Below are 16,892 nucleotides of genomic sequence, written 5' to 3' on the forward strand. Positions count from 1 at the left end.
GGTGGCACACCGGCAGAGCGCTCGAACGGTCGAGGCGAAGGTCGACTCGGGCACCGCGGAGCTGGTCCCCGATCCCTACCGCCCGCGCGCCCACGTCCTCATGCTGGACGGCGCACCGCAGTCCCACGTGGACCTCGACGACCCCACCTATCTCGACTTCGAGTACGTACGGCGCCTCGGCCACGTCGTGGACCTCGCGGCCCCGGCGCGGCGGCCGCTGCGGGTGCTGCACCTGGGCGGCGGCGCCCTGACCCTGCCGCGCTACGTCGCCGCGACCCGGCCGCGTTCGACCCAGCAGGTCGTCGAGATCGACGCGGCGCTCATCGAGTTCGTCCGCCGGGAACTGCCCCTGGAGCGGGGCCACCGGATCCGGATCCGGCACGGCGACGCGCGCGAGGTCCTGACGCGCGCTCCCGAGGACTCCTTCGACCTGGTGATCGGGGACGCGTACGCGGGAGCCCGGTCGCCCGCGCACCTGACCACCGTGGAGTTCGTCGCGGCCGTCGCCCGGGTCCTGCGCCCGGGCGGGTGGTACGCCGCCAACGTCGCCGACGGGGCGCCGCTGTCCTTCGCCCGGGCGCAGGTGGCGACGCTGCGGTCCGTGCTCCCGGAGGCCGCTCTCATCGCCGACCCCGCCGTGCTGCGCGGCCGCCGGTTCGGCAACCTGGTCCTCATCGCCGGGCGGACGCCGCCGCCCGTGGCGGAGCTCACCCGCAGCGCCGCCGGGGACCCCTTCCCGGGACGGGTCCTGGACGGGGAGGAACTGGTCGGGTTCGCAGCCGGGGCGGTCCCGGCCACCGACGCGACCGCCCGCCCGTCACCGCCTCCGCCCAAGGGCGTCTTCGACCGGAGCTGACCGTCGCCGGCCCCGGAAGCGCGACGGACCCGGCCGGAACGTCTCAGTCCTTGCGGCCGGTGACCGCGACGCCGAGGCCCAGGCCGATCATGGCGAGACCGCCGGCCCCGCCGACCAGCCGCAGCCGCCGGGGCGAGCGGCCGAACCAGGCCCGCGCCATGCCGGCGATGACGCTCCACACCGAGTCGGCGGCGAGCGCGACCAGGACGAAGATCAGGCCGAGCGTGAACATCTGGACGGGGACGTGCCCGCGTGCCGGATCGACGAACTGCGGCAGCACCGCGGCGAAGAACACCACCGACTTCGGATTGGTCACCCCGACCAGGAAACCGTCGAGGCACGCGCGCCATCCGCCGCGTGCCTCGGTGGCCGCGGCCGCCAGATCGGCGTGCGCGCCCCGGCGCATGAAGGCCCGTACGCCGAGAAGGACGAGGTAGGCGGCCCCGGCCAGCTTGACCGTGGTGAAGATCAGCACGGATCGCTCCACCAGCGAGCCGATTCCCAGCGCCACCGCTCCGGCCATGACCAGGGCACCGAGCTCGTTGCCGACGACGGAGACGAGCGCGGTGCGCCGCCCGTACGCCAGCGCGCGTCCGACGATGAACAGCACGCTGGGTCCGGGGATGACGATGATGAGGAAGGAGGCGAGGCCGAAGGACAGCGCCTGGGAGAGCGTGATCATGAGCCGTACGCTACGCCCCGAGGCCCACGATCCGCCTCGGGTCAGAACATGGGGGCGGCTCCGACGTAGTTCTCGGCGAGCGTCGTCGCGGCGGCCTTCGACGCGGCCACGTACTCCAGGTGGGACAGCTGGAGGCGATGCCCGAAGGCGTCCTGACGAGGGTCCTTGTGCAGCAGGGTCGTCATCCAGTACGAGAAGTGCTCGGCCCGCCACACCCGCCGGAGGCAGGTGTCGGAATACACGTCGAGCAGTTCGGTCGTGCCGGAGTCGTACCAGGCGCCCAGCGCCTCGGCGAGGACGATGACGTCGGAGATCGCGAGATTCAGGCCCTTCGCGCCGGTGGGCGGGACGATGTGCGCGGCGTCTCCGGCGAGGAACAGGCGGTCGTGCCGCATCGGCTCCGCGACGAAGCTGCGCATCGGCGTGATCGACTTCTCCAGGATCGGCCCGTCCCGCAGTTCCCAGCCGTCGTCGGTGGCGAACCGCGCCCGAAGCTCGGACCAGATCCGCTCGTCAGGCCACGCGGCGACGTCCTCCGCCGGGTCGACCTGGAGATAGAGCCTGCTGATCTTCGGGGACCGCAGGCTGTGCAGCGCGAATCCGCGCTCGCTGTACGCGTAGATCAACTCGTCCGTGGACGGCGGGACGTCGGCGAGGATGCCCAGCCACGCGAAGGGGTACTCGCGCTCGTGGATCCGGGTGTCCGGAACCGCCGGGCGGCAGACCCCGTGGAAGCCGTCACAGCCCGCGATGACGTCGCACTCCAACGTCTCGACGCGACCGTCACGGCGGTAGGTCACCGACGGCGCGCTCGGGTCCACCGAGAGGACCTCGGTCTCGAAATGGAGCTCTCCCCCGGCGGCCGGCCGCGCGGCGATCAGGTCCTTGACGATCTCGGTCTGCGCGTAGATCGTCACCGTGCGCCCGCCCGTCAGCTCGGACAGCGGGATCCGGTGCCCGGCGCCGCCGAATCGAAGCTCGAGGCCGTGATGGGTGAGGCCTTCGCGGTCGAGCCGCTCACCGACGCCGCTGCCGCGAAGGACGTCCACGGTGCCCTGCTCGAGCAACCCGGCCCGCTGGCGCCGCTCCACGTACGCGCGGTCGCGGCTCTCCAGTACGACCGAATCGATGCCGCGCAGCCGCAGCAGGTGAGAGAGCAGCAGTCCGGCCGGTCCGGCCCCGGCGATCGCCACTTGCGTGCGCATCGATCATCCTCTTTCGACGTCCTTCGACACGATCCTCGCGTCGGCGCCCCGGCCGTCACCCCCAGTCCTTCCACTCAGCGGAACCGCCGTGCGCGCTCACGTCCCGGGCCAGGGCGTTCGCCGCGGCGAGGACCGCCGGCACCAGGCGCCGCAGGTCCACGACGTTCCGGCGGGTGACGAGCGACAGCGCCGCGAAGACCGCGCCGCCGGGATCACGGACCGGCGCGGCCACCGAGCACGTCCCGAGGGACATCTCCTCACGGGTCACGGCGTATCCGCAACGCCGGATCCCGGTGAGGCAGGCCCGCAGCCGGTCGGCGTCGGTGACGGTGTGCGCGGTGTACGGCGGCAGCCCCCGCGCGATGACCTTCTCCGCGAACTCCTCCTCGGCGAAGGCGAGCAGGACCTTCCCGACCCCGGTGGCGTGCAGCGGGAGCTCGGCCGCGACCCGGGTCACGATCGGCACCGACCGTGGCCCGCGCAATCGTTCGAGGTACAGCGCCTTGTCGCCGCTGAGCACCGCGAGCTGGACGTTCTCGTGGGTGGCGGCGTACAGCTCCTCCATGTGGGGCAGGGCGAGCTCGCGCAGGCTCCGCGCCGCCGAGGCCTGCGCGCCGATGCGCCACAGCCGCGTTCCGATGCGGTACGACCCGTCGGTCAGGCGCTCGAGGAAGCCGCCGTCGGTCAGCTCCCGGACGAGCCGGTGTCCCGTCGCGAGCGGCAGACCGGCCCGGGCGCAGATCTCGGTGAGGGTCAACCGGACACCGCCGGGCACGAACGACTCGAGAATCGCCATCACCTTGCCCGCCACGCTGGGCGGGCGCTGGACGCCCGTCATGGTCCCGCCTCCTCATCCGAGGCCTTCACGATAGGCAACGCCCCGCGTCCCGATGCCGGGTCGCGGGGCGCCGAGAAAGCCGGTCAGCCGGCGTCGATCTTCAACGCCTCGAGGATCAGGTCGAGCTTCCTGTCCTGCTCGTCGAACCGCCGGTCGACCTGCTCGAACCGCTGATCGATCTGGCCGAACCGCTGGTCGATCTGGCCGAACCGCTCGTCGTGCCCGGCGACCTGCTCGACGAGGACCGCGACCGCGCTGTCCAGGTGTTTCAGCCGCTCGCCGTGCTCCTGCTGGGTGGCCCAGACCCGCGTGACCGTGTCGGTGAGCGTCGCCAACTGCCGGCCCTGCTCGTCGAGCTGGCGTCCCTGTGTCTCGAGCTGAAGACCTTGCGCCTCGAGCTGACGGCCCTGCGCCTCGAGCTGACGACCCTGTGAGGCCAGCTGACGACCGTGCGTCTGCTGCGTCCGCTGGATGATCGTGAGCTGGTCGTAGATGGCGTTGACGTCGTTGTACAGCTGGTTGATCCGCCGCTCTGTGTCCGCCACGTCCATGACCCTACCTCCCGTGCCGAGCGTTCCCTGGGGGGATCGGGGAACTCGATCACGCACCCGCCGACGCGGAGCGTGAGCGACAGATTACGCTCTGAGTGAACACGACGCGAAATCGATCATTCACTCTGAGCGAACAGCCCCTCCTCCACGAGCACCCGATGGGCGACCGCGAAGGCGGCGTTGGCCGCCGGGACACCGCAATATACCGCGGTCTGCAGCAGGACTTCCTTGATCTCGTCGGCGGTGAGCCCGTTGCGGAGGGCGGCGCGCACATGCATCGCGAGTTCGTCCAGGTGGCCGCGGGCGACCAGCGCGGTGAGCGTGACACAGCTGCGCGTCCGGCGGTCCAGGCCCGGCCGGGTCCAGATCTCCCCCCACGCGTACCGCGTGATGAAGTCCTGGAAGTCGGCGGTGAACTCCGTCGTACGCGCCTGCGCGCGATCGACGTGCGCGTCCCCGAGGACCTCCCGGCGAACCCTCATCCCCTCGCTCATGCTGTCGTCCTCTCCAAGTGGCGTACCAACGCCTCGGTGACCGGCTCGGCGCATTCCAGGCCGGCCAGGTGGGCCCCGGGCACCACGACCAGCTCCGCACCGGGGATCCCCCCGGCGAGGACATCGGCGTGGTCCAGCGGAGTGGCCATGTCCTCCGCGCCCGCCACGACCAGGGTGGGAACGTTCACGTCGCCGAGCCGGTCCCGGACGTCGAAGCCGGCGAGCGCCTCGCAGCAGGCGGCGTAGCCCTCGGTGTCGATCCGCTGGAGCATGTCCCGTACGGCGGCCACGCCGGGGCCCGCGTAACCGGCGGTGAACCAGCGGCTCAGGAACATGTCGGTCAGCGGCTCCAGCCCTTCCGCCCGCACCCGCGCGGCGCGCTCGTGCCACGGCCCCGCGTCCCCGAACCGAGCGGAGGTGCAGCACAGCGCCAGGCTCGTCAGCCGATCCGGGTGGCGCAGAGCCAGCGTCGTGCCGATCGCTCCGCCCAGGGACACTCCGGCGTAGGCCGCGCGGCCGACGCCGAGTGCGTCGAGCAGGTCCACGACCGCGTCCGCGAAGTCCGCGACCGAGCCGTGGATCGGAAGGGAGCCGTCGTGGCCGGGCAGGTCGAACCGGAGGGTCCGCCAGGAGGCGGTCAGCGCCGGAAGCTGCGGCCGCCACAGGTCGAGCGTCGTGCCGAGGGAGGGACCGAGGACCAGGACCGGCGCGTCCCCCGGACCGTCGAGACGATGGTTCAGCGCGCTCACCGCCGGTTCCTCCTCGCGTAGGCGTCGAGGGCGCGGTCCACCAGTTCGGGCGCGCAGCCGATCACGGCGGCCAGGTCGACCCCGCAAGCCGCCCCGGGCCCGCTCCGTTCGGGACCGGCGCCGGCGGCGTCCTCCGGTTCCGCACGCCCCTCGGCCCCCGCGTCCTGCTCGGAACCGGTTCCGGTGGTCCCGCCCCGCTCCGCGCGATCGCCTTCCGGGAGCAGGTCGCCGAGCGGACGCCCCTCGCGCACCGCCCGCGCGACCGTCTCCTTGGCGGCCGCCCGGCCGTCTCGTTCGGCGAGCCGGCCGGCGACGTACTCCGCGAGGAGCTCCTCGCGGAGGTTCGCGCGCATGCGGTCCGGGAACACCTCCAGGCCCGTGGTCAGTTCGGCCGCGGTCTCGGCGGCGCCGCCGACCAGGCGCAGGCAGTCACTGAACGGCTGCCACTCCGCGTGCCACTCCCCCGCCGGCCGGTCGAGGCCCGCGGCCTGGGCGGCGTACAGGATCTGGGCGTACGCGGGGACGCGCAGCGCGGCCGACCGGATCATCGTGGCGAGGACCGGGTTGCGCTTGTGCGGCATCGCCGAAGAACCTCCGCGTCCGGGGGCGGCCGGTTCGGCGACCTCACCGAACTCGGTCTGGGCGAGCAGCACGACATCGGTGGCGATCTTGCCGAGGGCGCCGGCGACGAGGGCGAGCGCGCCGCCGAGCTCGGCGACGGGCGTGCGCAGCGTGTGCCACGGCAATACCGGCTCGGCCAGGCCGGTCTCCTCGGCGAACAGCGGCAGCAGTTCTGTCGTCCTGAGCGCGGCCAGCGTCCCGGCGGCCCCGCCGAGCTGGGCCGGCAGCCGTACCGCGGTGAGCCGGTCCCGGGCCTCCGCGACCGCGGCCAGCCAGCCCGCGGCCCGCAACCCGAACGTCGTGGGCACGGCCTGCTGTCCGAGCGTGCGCCCCGCCATCGGAGTGTCCCGATGCCGCCGGGCCAGGTCGGCGAGGGCGTCCGCCGTACGGCCGAGGTCCGCCAGGATCGTCCCGCGGACGCGCGACGCCACCAGCATGGCGGCGGTGTCCATGATGTCCTGGCTGGTCGCGCCCGCGTGGACCTGGTCGCCGGCGACCTCGCGCAGCGCGGCGACGAGGGGCACCACCGGGTTGCCCGCGCCGCGGGCCCGTACGGCCAGGTCGGCCGGGTCGATCCGGGCACCGGCGACGGCGCGCGCCACGTCACCGGGGATCAGTCCGAGCCGGGCCTGCGCGCGGGCCAGCGCCGCCTCCGCGTCGATCAGGGCGCGCACCCACGCCTCGGCGGACGTCGCCGCCTCGGCCGCGGTGCCGGCGGCGACCGGCGACAGCAGATCAGCCGAAGTACCGCTCAAAGAAGACCGTCTCCCGTTCTCCACTGAGGTGGACGTCGAAGCGGTAGGACCGCTCGCCCTCCCGCACCGCGACGAGCGTGTCACGCCGTTCCGCCGGCACCCCGGACAGCACCGGATCGGTGGTGTTGCCCGGTTCGCCGGGGAAGTACAGGCGGGTCGCGACCGGCTTGAGCAGGCCCCGGGCGAAGACCAGCACCGCGATGTGCGGGGCCGGGCCGCCGGGCTTGATCGTGGAGAACCGGTAGTTCCCGGCCGCGTCGGTCCCGCAGCGGCCGAACCCGGAGAAGTCCTCGCCGGCCCGCCGCAGCGCGCCGCCGCTCCGGGGAACGTTCCCGTCCGCGTCGGCCTGCCAGATCTCCACCAGCGCGTCCGGCAGCGGCTCGCCGGCGCCGTCCAGGACCCGGCCGCGGATCCGGATCGCGTCCGGACGCCACTCCGGGACGACGTACGGACCGTCGGCGTACGGGAGGGCGTAGCCGAAGAACGGGCCGACCGTCTGCGAGGGGGTGGCCATGTGACCTCCTTCGTCGGCCCCATGACCACCCAAGGTGCTGTGCTCATCGATGCCCTCGCTTCGCTCGGTCATCAGGCCTCCATCGGGGTCGCGCCGAGGACGATGTCCCACTGGTAGGCGAGGGCCCACTCCGGCACGGTGGTGTCGATGTCGAACCGGGAGATGAGACGTTCCCTGGCCTTCTCGTCGGGAATCGACTGGAAGATCGGGTCGTAGGCGAACAGCGGATCTCCCGGGAAATACATCTGCGTGACCAGCCGCTGGGTGAACGCCGTGCCGAACACCGAGAAGTGGATGTGCGCGGGCCTCCACGCGTTGTGGTGGTTCCCCCACGGGTAGGCGCCCGGCTTGACGGTGACGAAACGGTACCGGCCGTCGGCGTCGGTGAGGCAGCGGCCGGCGCCGGTGAAGTTCGGGTCCAGCGGAGCGGGATGCTGCTCGCGCAGGTGGACGTACCGCCCGGCGGCGTTCGCCTGCCAGATCTCGACCAGCGCGCCCGGCACGGGGCGTCCGCCGGAGTCCAGGACCCGTCCGGTGACGACGATCCGTTCGCCGAGCGGCTCACCGGAGTGCTGCCTGGTCAGATCGTCGTCGAGCAGGCCCAGCTCCTCGTGGCCGAAGACGGGGCCGGCCAGCTCGATCGCATCGGGCCCGTACTCGGGCATCACCAGCGGCCGGGCCGGCGCCCGCAGCGGCGTGCTCCGGTACGGCGGGTAGAGGTAAGGCGGATTCGGGTCGGTCATCGGGTCACTCCGATCGGGGGTTCGGTGCGGTCGCGGATCTCCTGCTCGCTCACGCCGGGCGCGGTCTCGACCAGCGCCAGACCGTCGGGGGTGACGTCCAGGACCCCCATGTCGGTGATGATCCGCTGGACGCACGCCGCCCCGGTCAGCGGCAGCGAGCACTCCTGGACGATCTTCGGGCCGCCGTCCTTGGCGGTGTGCTCCATCACCACGATCACCCGCCGCGCGCCGTGAACGAGGTCCATCGCCCCGCCCATCCCCTTGATCATCTTGCCGGGGACCGCCCAGTTCGCCAGGTCACCGCGGGCCGATACCTGCATGGCGCCGAGCACCGCGACGTCGACGTGACCGCCGCGGATCATCCCGAACGACAGCGCCGAGTCGAAGAACGACGCCCCACGGCGGACGGTCACCGTCTCCTTGCCCGCGTTGATCAGGTCCGGGTCGACCTCGTCCTCGGCCGGGTACGGGCCGACACCCAGCACGCCGTTCTCCGAGTGGATCACCACGTCGACGCCCGCGGGCAGGTGTCCGGGGATGAGCGTCGGCAGCCCGATCCCGAGGTTGACGTACATCCCGTCCGACAGCTCCGCCGCCGCCCGCGCGGCGATCTCATCCCTGTTCCAGCTCATTTCCCGCTCCGGCTCGATGGTCGCTGGGCCCTCTCGCTCGCCGCGGCGGCCTCGCTCACGGTGCGTTTCTCGATCGGCTTGTCCGCGGCCTGCTCCGGGGTCAGTGCGACCACGCGCCGGACGAAGATCCCCGGCAGGTGCACGTCGTCCGGATCGAGGAAGTCGACCAGTTCCTCGACCTCGGCGATCGCGGTCCGCGCCGCCATGGCGCACAGGGGGTTGAAGTTACGGGCGGCCTTGTCGAAGACCAGGTTGCCGTGCCGGTCCCCGCGCACGGCGCGGACGAGCGCGAAGTCGGTCCGGACGCTCTCCTCCAGGACGTACGACCGGCCGCCGAACTCGCGGACCTCCTTCGGCGGGGAGGCCACGACCACGTCGCCGTCCGGCCCGTAGCGCCACGGCAGGCCGCCCTCCGCGACGAGCGTGCCCACGCCCGCCGGGGTGTAGAACGCCGGGATGCCGCACCCGCCGGCGCGCAGCCGCTCCGAGAGCGTCCCCTGCGGTACGAGCTCGAGTTCGATCTCTCCGGACAGGTAGCGACGGGCGAGTTCCTTGTTCTCCCCGACGTAGGACCCCATCGCCCGGGTGATCCGGCCGGCGTCCAGCAACCGTCCCAGGCCGCGTCCGATGGTGCCGCAGTTGTTCGACACGATCGACAGCTCCGAGCTGCCCCGTTCGTACAGCGCGTCGATCAGTGTGAACGGGACGCCGCACAGCCCGAACCCGCCGACCGCGATCGACGCGCCGTCGCCGATGTCCGCCACCGCCTCCGCCGCCGAGGGAAGCACCTTGTCCATGCCTTCACCCTGCCAACCCGCGCCGTTTCCGCCGCCGCCGCCTTCCGCTGAGCGGAAACCCCCAGGTTCCGCAGGCGTGCCGCACTCCGCCCCGGACAGGCGTGCGCCGTCCGCCGCGCGCGAACATCGCGCACCGCGGCGATCGAGGTGATCATGATCGAGGACATGCGACTTCTGGTGATCGGCGGATCCCTCTTCCTCGGCCGTGCCTTCGTGACACAGGCGCTGCGGCAGGGACACCGGGTCACGACCTTCAATCGTGGGCGGAGCGGCACGGACGTGCCCGGAGCGGAGGTGATCCGCGGCGATCGGGAGAACGACGAGGACCTGCGCCGGCTCGTCGAGGGCCGCCGCTGGGACGCGGTCATCGACACCTGCGGGTACGTGCCGCGGATCGTCGAACGGTCGGCGCGCGCTGTCGGGACACGCGGGCGCCTACCTGTTCGTCTCGTCCGTCCACGCCTATGCCGACTGGCCGGCACGCCGGGTCGACGAGAGTTCCGCGCTCCTGCCGTGCCCGCCGGACGCCGGGCCGGACGCCGACGTCCCGTACAACGCCCTCAAGGCCGGGTGCGAACGCGCCGTCGAGTCCGGATTCGACGGCCGGGTCCTGATCCTGAACCCGGGCCTGATCATCGGGCCGGAGGAACAGGTGCCGCGGCTGACGTGGTGGCTGACCCGGATCGCCACCGGCGGGCCGGTCCTCGCGCCCGGCGACCCCGGCCGCGCCATGCAGCTGATCGACGTACGGGACATCGCCGAATTCGGCCTGGCCCGCCTGGCGGCCGGGGCGGCCGGCCGGTCCCTGGTGAGCGGGGTACCGGGCAACACCACCTTCGGCGCGCTCCTGGACGAGTGCGTCCGCGTCACCGGGTCGGACGCCGAGCCGACCTGGGTCGACGACACGTTCCTCCTCGAACGCGACGTGGCCGCGTGGACGGAGCTGCCGATGTGGACTCCGGACGGTCCCGAGGACGCGGGCGTCTGGCTGCCGTCCTCGGCGAAGGCTCTCGAGGAGGGGTTGCGCTGCCGCCCGGTCGCCGACACCGTCCGCGACATGTGGTCCTGGATCCGCGAGGAGAACATCACCGCGGATCGGGCCACGGAGGGCGGCCAGGGCATCGCTCCGGAGAAGGAGCGCCGCGTCCTCAACGCCTGGGCGGCGGCACACGGCACCGGCGCCGGCTGAGGCCCCTCACCCTCTCGACGACGATGCCCCGGCCGTCGGCGCGGACGGAGTCCACGACGAGCCGGCCCCGCCGACGGGTCGGACGCGCCGGCGGACGTTACGCGGGAAGGGTGATCGGGGCGGTTGATTGATAACGTCGGGGCGGAAGTGAGGAGGAGCGGCTGATGCAGCTGGCCGATGGTGTGGGCGCCGTCATCTCCGACCGGTCGGGCGGGACGAGCGCCGCGCCGTACGACTCGCGCAACCTCGGGGGCGGCGTCGGAGACGATCCGGCCATGGTCCGGGAGAACCGCGCCAAGACGGCGGCCGAGCTCGGTGTCGAGCGGGTGGTCTACATGCGTCAGGTGCACAGCGCCGACGTCCGGTACGTCACCGGGCCGTTCGGCGACGATCCACCGGCCCTCGACGGCGTCTACACGGACGAGACGGGCCTGGCGCTGGCGGTGCTCGTCGCCGACTGCGCGCCGGTGCTGGTCGCCGACCCGGTCGCGCGGCTGGTGGGCGGCGCCCACGCGGGCCGCGCGGGCACGGCCGCCGGGGTCGTACCCGCGCTGGTCGAGGCGATGGCGGGGCGCGGCGCCGACCCGGCCCGGATGGTCGCGCTGATCGGCCCGAACGCCTGCGGTTCGTGTTACGAGGTGTCCGCCGAGCTGCGGGACGAGGTGGCGGCCGTGCTGCCCGCCGCCTGGTCGACGACCCGTCAGGGGACGCCCGCGCTGGACGTCAGAGCGGGGATCACCGCCCAGCTCACCGCCGCCGGTGTGACCGACGTACGGCACGACGCGCGCTGCACCATCGAGAGCCCCGAGCTGTACTCCTACCGCCGCGAGGGCCGTACCGGCCGGTTCGCGGCCTTCATCTGGCTGGATTGAGGAGATCCGGCACCGTTCGTCGTCCTGGAACAGATCACGACGAACCGGTGTTGGAACGGTGGCCCCGGTCCGCCGGCCTGAGGGCGGCGGAAATCGGGTGGCGCGATGTCCGCCGATCGGGCACGGTGGACGCCGGAGGCTGGACTTGTCCGGCTGCCTGCCTATCCTTCCGGTTGCGATGGGATCTTCGATTACCGACCTGCAGACCCGCCTGCCCGAGCTGATGCTGCGCGACCGGCATCGGCTACGTCGTCGTCTCGACGGACTGCGCAAGGTGCGCGCCGCCGAGGCCCGGGACAAGATCCTCGCGGAGGTCACCGCGGAGGTGGAGGCCGCGGAGCGCCGCGTCGCCCGCCGCAGGGCCTCGATCCCGGCGGTCACCTATCCCGAGGCGCTGCCGGTCAGCCAGAAGAAGGACGAGATCCTCAAGGCCGTCGCGGACCACCAGGTCGTGATCGTCGCCGGTGAGACCGGGTCCGGCAAGACCACCCAGCTGCCCAAGATCTGCCTGGAGCTCGGCCGGGGCGTCAAGGGGCTGATAGGGCACACCCAGCCGCGCCGGCTGGCGGCGCGGACGGTCGCCGACCGGATCGCGGAGGAACTGGACACCGAGCTGGGCGAGACCGTCGGTTACCAGGTGCGCTTCGCCGACCACTCCGGTGAGGACACGCTGGTCAAGCTCATGACCGACGGCATCCTGCTGGCGGAGATGTCCCGCGACCGGATGCTGCGCCGCTACGACACGCTGATCATCGACGAGGCCCACGAGCGCAGCCTGAACATCGACTTCATCCTGGGCTACCTCAAGCGCCTGCTGCCCAAGCGCCCCGACCTCAAGGTGATCATCACCTCGGCGACGATCGACCCCGAGCGGTTCTCCAAGCACTTCGACGACGCGCCGATCATCGAGGTGTCCGGCCGCACCTACCCGGTGGAGGTGCGCTACCGGCCGGTCGAGGAGGACGACGACCAGGTCCAGGCGATCCTGGAGGCGGTGGACGAACTCGCATTGGAACAGCCGGGCGATGTCCTGGTGTTCCTGTCCGGCGAGCGGGAGATCCGCGACACCGCCGACGCCCTGGAGAAGCGCAAACTCAAGAACACCGAGGTGCTGCCGCTGTTCGCCCGGCTGTCGACGGCCGAGCAGCACCGGGTCTTCCAGGCACACCGCGGCCGGCGCATCGTCCTGGCCACCAACGTCGCCGAGACGTCGCTGACCGTGCCGGGCATCAAGTACGTCATCGACCCGGGCACCGCCCGCATCTCGCGCTACAGCCACCGTACGAAGGTCCAGCGGCTGCCGATCGAGCCTGTCTCGCAGGCGTCGGCCAACCAGCGCAAGGGCCGCTGCGGCCGCGTCTCCGAGGGCATCTGCATCCGGCTGTACTCCGAGGAGGACTTCCTCGCCCGCCCGGAGTTCACCGACGCCGAGATCCTGCGCACCAACCTCGCCTCGGTCATCCTGCAGATGACGGACCTGGGCCTGGGCGACATCCTCGACTTCCCCTTCATCGACCCGCCGGACCGCCGCAACGTCAAGGACGGCGTGAACCTCCTGCAGGAGCTCGGCGCGCTCGACGGTGAGCGGCTGACGTCGCTGGGCCGCAAGCTCGCGCAGCTGCCCGTCGACCCGCGGCTGGCCCGCATGGTGCTGGAGGCCGACCGGAACGGCTGCGTGCACGAGGTCATGGTCATCGCGGCCGCGTTGTCGATCCAGGACCCGCGCGAGCGCCCGGCGGACAAGCGGGCCGCCGCCGACCAGCAGCACGCCCGGTTCGCCGACAAGGAGTCGGACTTCCTGGCCTACCTCAACCTCTGGAACTACCTGAGAGAACAGCAGAAGGAGCTGTCGGGCAACCAGTTCCGCAGGCTGTGCAAGCAGGAGTACCTCCACTACCTGCGCATCCGCGAGTGGCAGGACATCTACGGTCAGCTGCGGCAGGTCGGCAAGGACCTCGGCGTCACCCTGAACACCACCCCCGCCGACCCGCAGCGCGTCCACGTGTCGCTCCTGGCGGGCCTGCTGTCGCACATCGGCCTGCTCGACACCGAGAAGAAGACCAGCGGCAAGGACGACGCCCGGCGCGGCCCGCGCGAGTACCTCGGCGCCCGGAACGCCCGGTTCGCCGTCTTCCCGGGCTCCGCGCTCGCCAAGCGGCCGCCGCGCTGGGTGATGGCGGCGGAGCTCGTCGAGACGTCCCGGCTGTGGGCGCGCATGGCCGCCAAGATCGAGCCCGAGTGGGTCGAGCCGCTCGCCGACCACCTGGTCAAGCGCACCTACAGCGAGCCGCACTGGGAGAAGAACCAGGGCGCCGTGATGGCGTACGAGAAGGTCACGCTGTACGGCGTGCCGATCGTCGCGCAGCGCAAGGTGAACTACGCCAGGATCGACCCGGAGCTGTGCCGGGAACTGTTCATCCGCCACGCGCTCGTGGAGGGCGACTGGGACTCCCACCACCGGTTCCTGCGCGACAACCGGCGGCTGCTCGAGCAGGCCGAGGAGCTGGAGCACCGGGCGCGCCGCCGCGACATCGTGGTCGACGACGAAACCCTCTTCGCGTTCTACGACGAGCGCGTCCCCGCCGACGTGGTCTCCGCGCGCCACTTCGACGCCTGGTGGAAGAAGGCGCAGCGCGACGACCCGCAGCGCCTCACCTTCTCGACCTCCATGCTGGTCAACGACGCCGCCGGGGAGGTCAGCCAGGCCGACTACCCGGACGCCTGGCAGGCGGACGGGCACCGGTTCCCGCTGTCGTACCAGTTCGAGCCGGGTACGGACGCCGACGGCGTGACCGTGCACATCCCGCTGCCGGTGCTGAACCAGGTCGGCGGCGAGGAGTTCGACTGGCAGATTCCGGGACTGCGGCAGGACCTCGTGACCGAGCTGATCCGGTCGCTGCCCAAGCAGCTGCGCGTCAACTTCGTCCCCGCGCCGAACGTCGCCCGCGAGGTCCTGGCGCGCATGACCCCCGGCTCGGGACCGCTGCTCGACGCCCTGGAGCGCGAGCTGCGCGCGATGACCGGCGTCACGGTCCCCCGCGAGGCCTGGGACCTGTCCCGCGTCCCCGACCACCTGAAGATCACCTATCGGGTGACCGACCGCCGCCGGACCCTCGCCGAGGGCAAGGACCTCGCCGCGCTGAAGCGCCGCCTGGCGCCGAAGGTGTCCGCGACGCTGTCGAAGGCCGCCGACGACATCGAGCGGAAGGGCCTGCGCACCTGGGACATCGGCGCGCTCTCGCGGGTGTACGAGCAGGGCCGCGTCAAGGCGTACCCGGCGCTCACCGACGAGGTCGACAGCGTGGCCGTGCGCACCTACGCCACCGAGGCCGAGCAGGCGCGGGCCATGTGGCGCGGCACCCGGCGGCTCGTCCTGCTGAACAGCCCGTCCCCGCTGAAATACCTGCAGAGCAGGCTGGACAACCAGGCCAAACTGGTGCTCAGCCACAATCCGCACGGCGGCGTCCCGGCGCTCCTCGACGACTGCGTCGCCTGCGCGGCCGACCACCTGATCACCGAGGGCGGCGGGCCCGCCTGGGACGAGGCCGGCTTCCGGCGCCTCACCGATCACGTCCGCGCCGACCTCGCCGACACCGCCGCCGACGTCCTCGCCCACGTACAGCGCGTCCTGGCGGCGGCCCACCAGATCGACCGCAGGCTGAAGAGCACGAACAGCCCCACGCTGATCCCCGCGCTGACCGACATCCGCGCGCAGCTGTCCCGGCTGATCTATCCCGGCTTCGTCACCACCACCGGCCGCCGGCGGCTGCCCGACCTCCTGCGCTACCTGCGGGCGGTCGAACGCCGGCTCGACAGGCTCCCCGACGACCCGTACGGCGACCGCCAGCGCATGCAGCGGATCCAGCAGGTCGAGGCCGCCTACATCCGGGCCCGCGACGCCCGGCCCGGCAACGCGGACATCCGGCAGGTCCGCTGGATGATCGAGGAGCTGCGGGTCAGCTTCTTCGCCCAGCAGCTCGGCACCGCGTACCCCGTCTCGGAGAAACGCATCCTCAAGGCCCTCGACCAGGCCACCGCGCCTTAGAGCCCGCCGGTCAGGCGACGAGTTCCGCCTCGATCCGGGAGCGGCCCCGGGCGCGGGGGGCGAGCCGTACGGCTCCCAGCCATGAGGTGAGCCGGGCGGCCTCGGCGGCGACGGCCGAAGCCGCCTCGGCGCCGACGTCCTCCAGCAGCCGGTACACCACCTCGCCGTCCGGGCGCTGCGCCCAGCCGCCGACGACCCGGCCGTCGCACCAGACCGTGGGGCCGGCGTTGCCGTTGCGGTCGAACAGGAGAGGGCCGTGCGCGCCGAGATACCAGCCGCGCCCCGCCCAGCCCATGACCGTCGGGTCCAGGGCGGGCAGCAGGGCGACCCAGGGGCCCGGATCGGGCACGGGCTCCACGTCATCGGCCAGGACGTACCCGTCCTCGCCGTCGAGCTCGACCCGCTCCACGGCGATCCCCTCCAGGGCCTTCCTGACCTGGGTGAGGGTCAGCCCGGTCCACCACTTCAGGTCCGCGGCGGTCCCGGGCCCGTACGCGCCGAGCCACCGGCGGATCAGCTCGGTCCGCGCCTCGTCCCCGGGGACGCGCGGCAGGCCGTCGGGCAGCCACGCCTGGATCGGCGACCAGCTGAACTGGCTGCTCGTCCAGGAGCCACGCGGCCGGCCGCGGACGATCCGGCCCTCGGCGGCCAGGACGAGCAGCACCCGGTTGGCGATGGTCGGCCGGGCCTCGTACGCCTTGCCCTCCCCCAGCAGGATGCGCTCCTTCAGCCGCGGCACGTCGGCGGACAGGTCGGCGGCGAACGCCTCACCGCGGGCCCGCAGCGCGGCCACCGTGGCCTCCTCCACGTCCCGCAGCCAGGCGTCGTCGCCGAGGCCCGCCTGCTCGAAGAGCTGCAGATTGCGGCGGCGCTCGCGCCGCGCCACGTCGTCGGAGCAGGCGGCCTGGACGACCGGGGCCGACTCGGTCGGGACGGTGAAGACCGTCCGCCGCATGGCCAGCATCCGCAGCAGCAGCCGGTCGTCGTACAGGCCCCGCTCGACGGCGCCGACGTCGGGGACCTTCATCCGGGCGGCCGCGGCGAGGTGCACCGACGCCGGGTCGGTGCCGTGCAGCGCGACCAGCGCGCGGGCGACGTCGACGGCGGTGTCCGCCGGAGCCGCGAGGTGGTGCCGTGCCCCGAGGCGCGCCCGGCGCTCCTCGGCCTTGATCGCCCGTACGGTCATCCGCCGATTATCGCGGACTCGGCCGACACTTCGGGATTCGCGAAGATCACCGAGAGTGACGATCACACTACCTGGGTACACGAGGCGCCATGACGCGCCGGTCCGGCACGGCGTCCTCCGGGGGACGGCCGGTCACCGGCGCCGGCCGCACCGGTGACCGGGC

Annotated in this window: 15 protein-coding genes and 1 pseudogene; 4 read left to right on the top strand and 12 right to left on the bottom strand. The window is 72.5% G+C overall.

All coding sequences use genetic code 11. The features are described 5' to 3' along the window. Position 1: 1 nt before the first annotated feature. Complete coding sequence (locus tag AB0L00_RS38895; protein WP_364442545.1) at positions 2-856, top strand: fused MFS/spermidine synthase; 855 nt, start codon at positions 2-4, stop codon at positions 854-856. Between the two features lie 43 nt (positions 857-899). Here AB0L00_RS38895 and AB0L00_RS38900 read toward each other — a convergent pair whose 3' ends face one another. From AB0L00_RS38900 to AB0L00_RS38950, 11 genes are all read right to left on the bottom strand, one after another. Continuing rightward, positions 900-1,538 (bottom strand): LysE family translocator, encoded by a 639-nt coding sequence (locus tag AB0L00_RS38900; protein ID WP_364442546.1) that lies wholly within the window; start codon positions 1,536-1,538, stop codon positions 900-902. 41 nt (positions 1,539-1,579) lie between these two features. After that, a complete protein-coding gene (locus tag AB0L00_RS38905; protein WP_364442547.1) occupies positions 1,580-2,743 on the bottom strand; it encodes a 4-hydroxybenzoate 3-monooxygenase in 1,164 nt (387 codons plus the stop codon). Positions 2,744-2,798: 55 nt separating this feature from the next. Further along, a complete protein-coding gene (locus tag AB0L00_RS38910) occupies positions 2,799-3,581 on the bottom strand; it encodes an IclR family transcriptional regulator (protein ID WP_364442548.1) in 783 nt (260 codons plus the stop codon). Between the two features lie 83 nt (positions 3,582-3,664). Further along, on the bottom strand, positions 3,665-4,126 hold the full coding sequence (locus tag AB0L00_RS38915; protein ID WP_364442550.1) for a hypothetical protein: 462 nt from the start codon (positions 4,124-4,126) through the stop codon (positions 3,665-3,667). Between the two features lie 122 nt (positions 4,127-4,248). After that, positions 4,249-4,626, bottom strand: coding sequence for a 4-carboxymuconolactone decarboxylase (gene pcaC, locus AB0L00_RS38920; protein WP_364442551.1), 378 nt, complete (start codon positions 4,624-4,626; stop codon positions 4,249-4,251). Further along, positions 4,623-5,375, bottom strand: a complete 753-nt coding sequence (gene pcaD, locus AB0L00_RS38925; RefSeq protein ID WP_364442552.1) for a 3-oxoadipate enol-lactonase — start codon at positions 5,373-5,375, stop codon at positions 4,623-4,625. The genes pcaC and pcaD overlap by 4 nt, the downstream gene beginning before the upstream one ends. Next, a complete protein-coding gene (gene pcaB / locus AB0L00_RS38930; protein ID WP_364442553.1) occupies positions 5,372-6,751 on the bottom strand; it encodes a 3-carboxy-cis,cis-muconate cycloisomerase in 1,380 nt (459 codons plus the stop codon). The genes pcaD and pcaB overlap by 4 nt, the downstream gene beginning before the upstream one ends. After that, a complete protein-coding gene (gene pcaG, locus AB0L00_RS38935) occupies positions 6,732-7,265 on the bottom strand; it encodes a protocatechuate 3,4-dioxygenase subunit alpha (RefSeq protein ID WP_364442607.1) in 534 nt (177 codons plus the stop codon). The genes pcaB and pcaG overlap by 20 nt, the downstream gene beginning before the upstream one ends. A gap of 71 nt (positions 7,266-7,336) precedes the next feature. Beyond that, positions 7,337-8,008, bottom strand: coding sequence for a protocatechuate 3,4-dioxygenase subunit beta (gene pcaH, locus AB0L00_RS38940; protein WP_364442555.1), 672 nt, complete (start codon positions 8,006-8,008; stop codon positions 7,337-7,339). Then, positions 8,005-8,640, bottom strand: coding sequence for a CoA transferase subunit B (locus AB0L00_RS38945; protein WP_364442557.1), 636 nt, complete (start codon positions 8,638-8,640; stop codon positions 8,005-8,007). The genes pcaH and AB0L00_RS38945 overlap by 4 nt, the downstream gene beginning before the upstream one ends. After that, entirely contained in the window at positions 8,637-9,437 is an 801-nt protein-coding gene (locus tag AB0L00_RS38950) for a CoA transferase subunit A (RefSeq protein ID WP_364442558.1), read from the bottom strand. The genes AB0L00_RS38945 and AB0L00_RS38950 overlap by 4 nt, the downstream gene beginning before the upstream one ends. Before the next feature lie 165 nt (positions 9,438-9,602). On the opposite strand from AB0L00_RS38950, the pseudogene AB0L00_RS38955 reads away from it, so the two are divergent. The 3 genes and pseudogenes from AB0L00_RS38955 to hrpA all read left to right on the top strand — a co-directional run bounded on the left by AB0L00_RS38955 (position 9,603) and on the right by hrpA (position 15,543). Beyond that, positions 9,603-10,626, top strand: a pseudogene (locus AB0L00_RS38955) (NAD-dependent epimerase/dehydratase family protein). Between the two features lie 164 nt (positions 10,627-10,790). Next, a complete protein-coding gene (pgeF, locus tag AB0L00_RS38960; RefSeq protein ID WP_364442560.1) occupies positions 10,791-11,498 on the top strand; it encodes a peptidoglycan editing factor PgeF in 708 nt (235 codons plus the stop codon). A 178-nt stretch (positions 11,499-11,676) separates the two neighbouring features. Continuing rightward, positions 11,677-15,543, top strand: coding sequence for an ATP-dependent RNA helicase HrpA (hrpA, locus tag AB0L00_RS38965; protein ID WP_364442561.1), 3,867 nt, complete (start codon positions 11,677-11,679; stop codon positions 15,541-15,543). Between the two features lie 10 nt (positions 15,544-15,553). On the opposite strand, the gene AB0L00_RS38970 is transcribed toward hrpA, so the two are convergent. Beyond that, positions 15,554-16,729: a winged helix DNA-binding domain-containing protein gene (locus tag AB0L00_RS38970; protein WP_364442562.1), complete on the bottom strand. Its 1,176-nt coding sequence runs from the start codon at positions 16,727-16,729 to the stop codon at positions 15,554-15,556. Between the last annotated feature and the right edge of the window lie 163 nt (positions 16,730-16,892).

The organism is Actinoallomurus sp. NPDC052308 (assembly GCF_040679195.1).
Taxonomy (GTDB): Bacteria; Actinomycetota; Actinomycetes; order Streptosporangiales; family Streptosporangiaceae; genus Actinoallomurus; species Actinoallomurus liliacearum.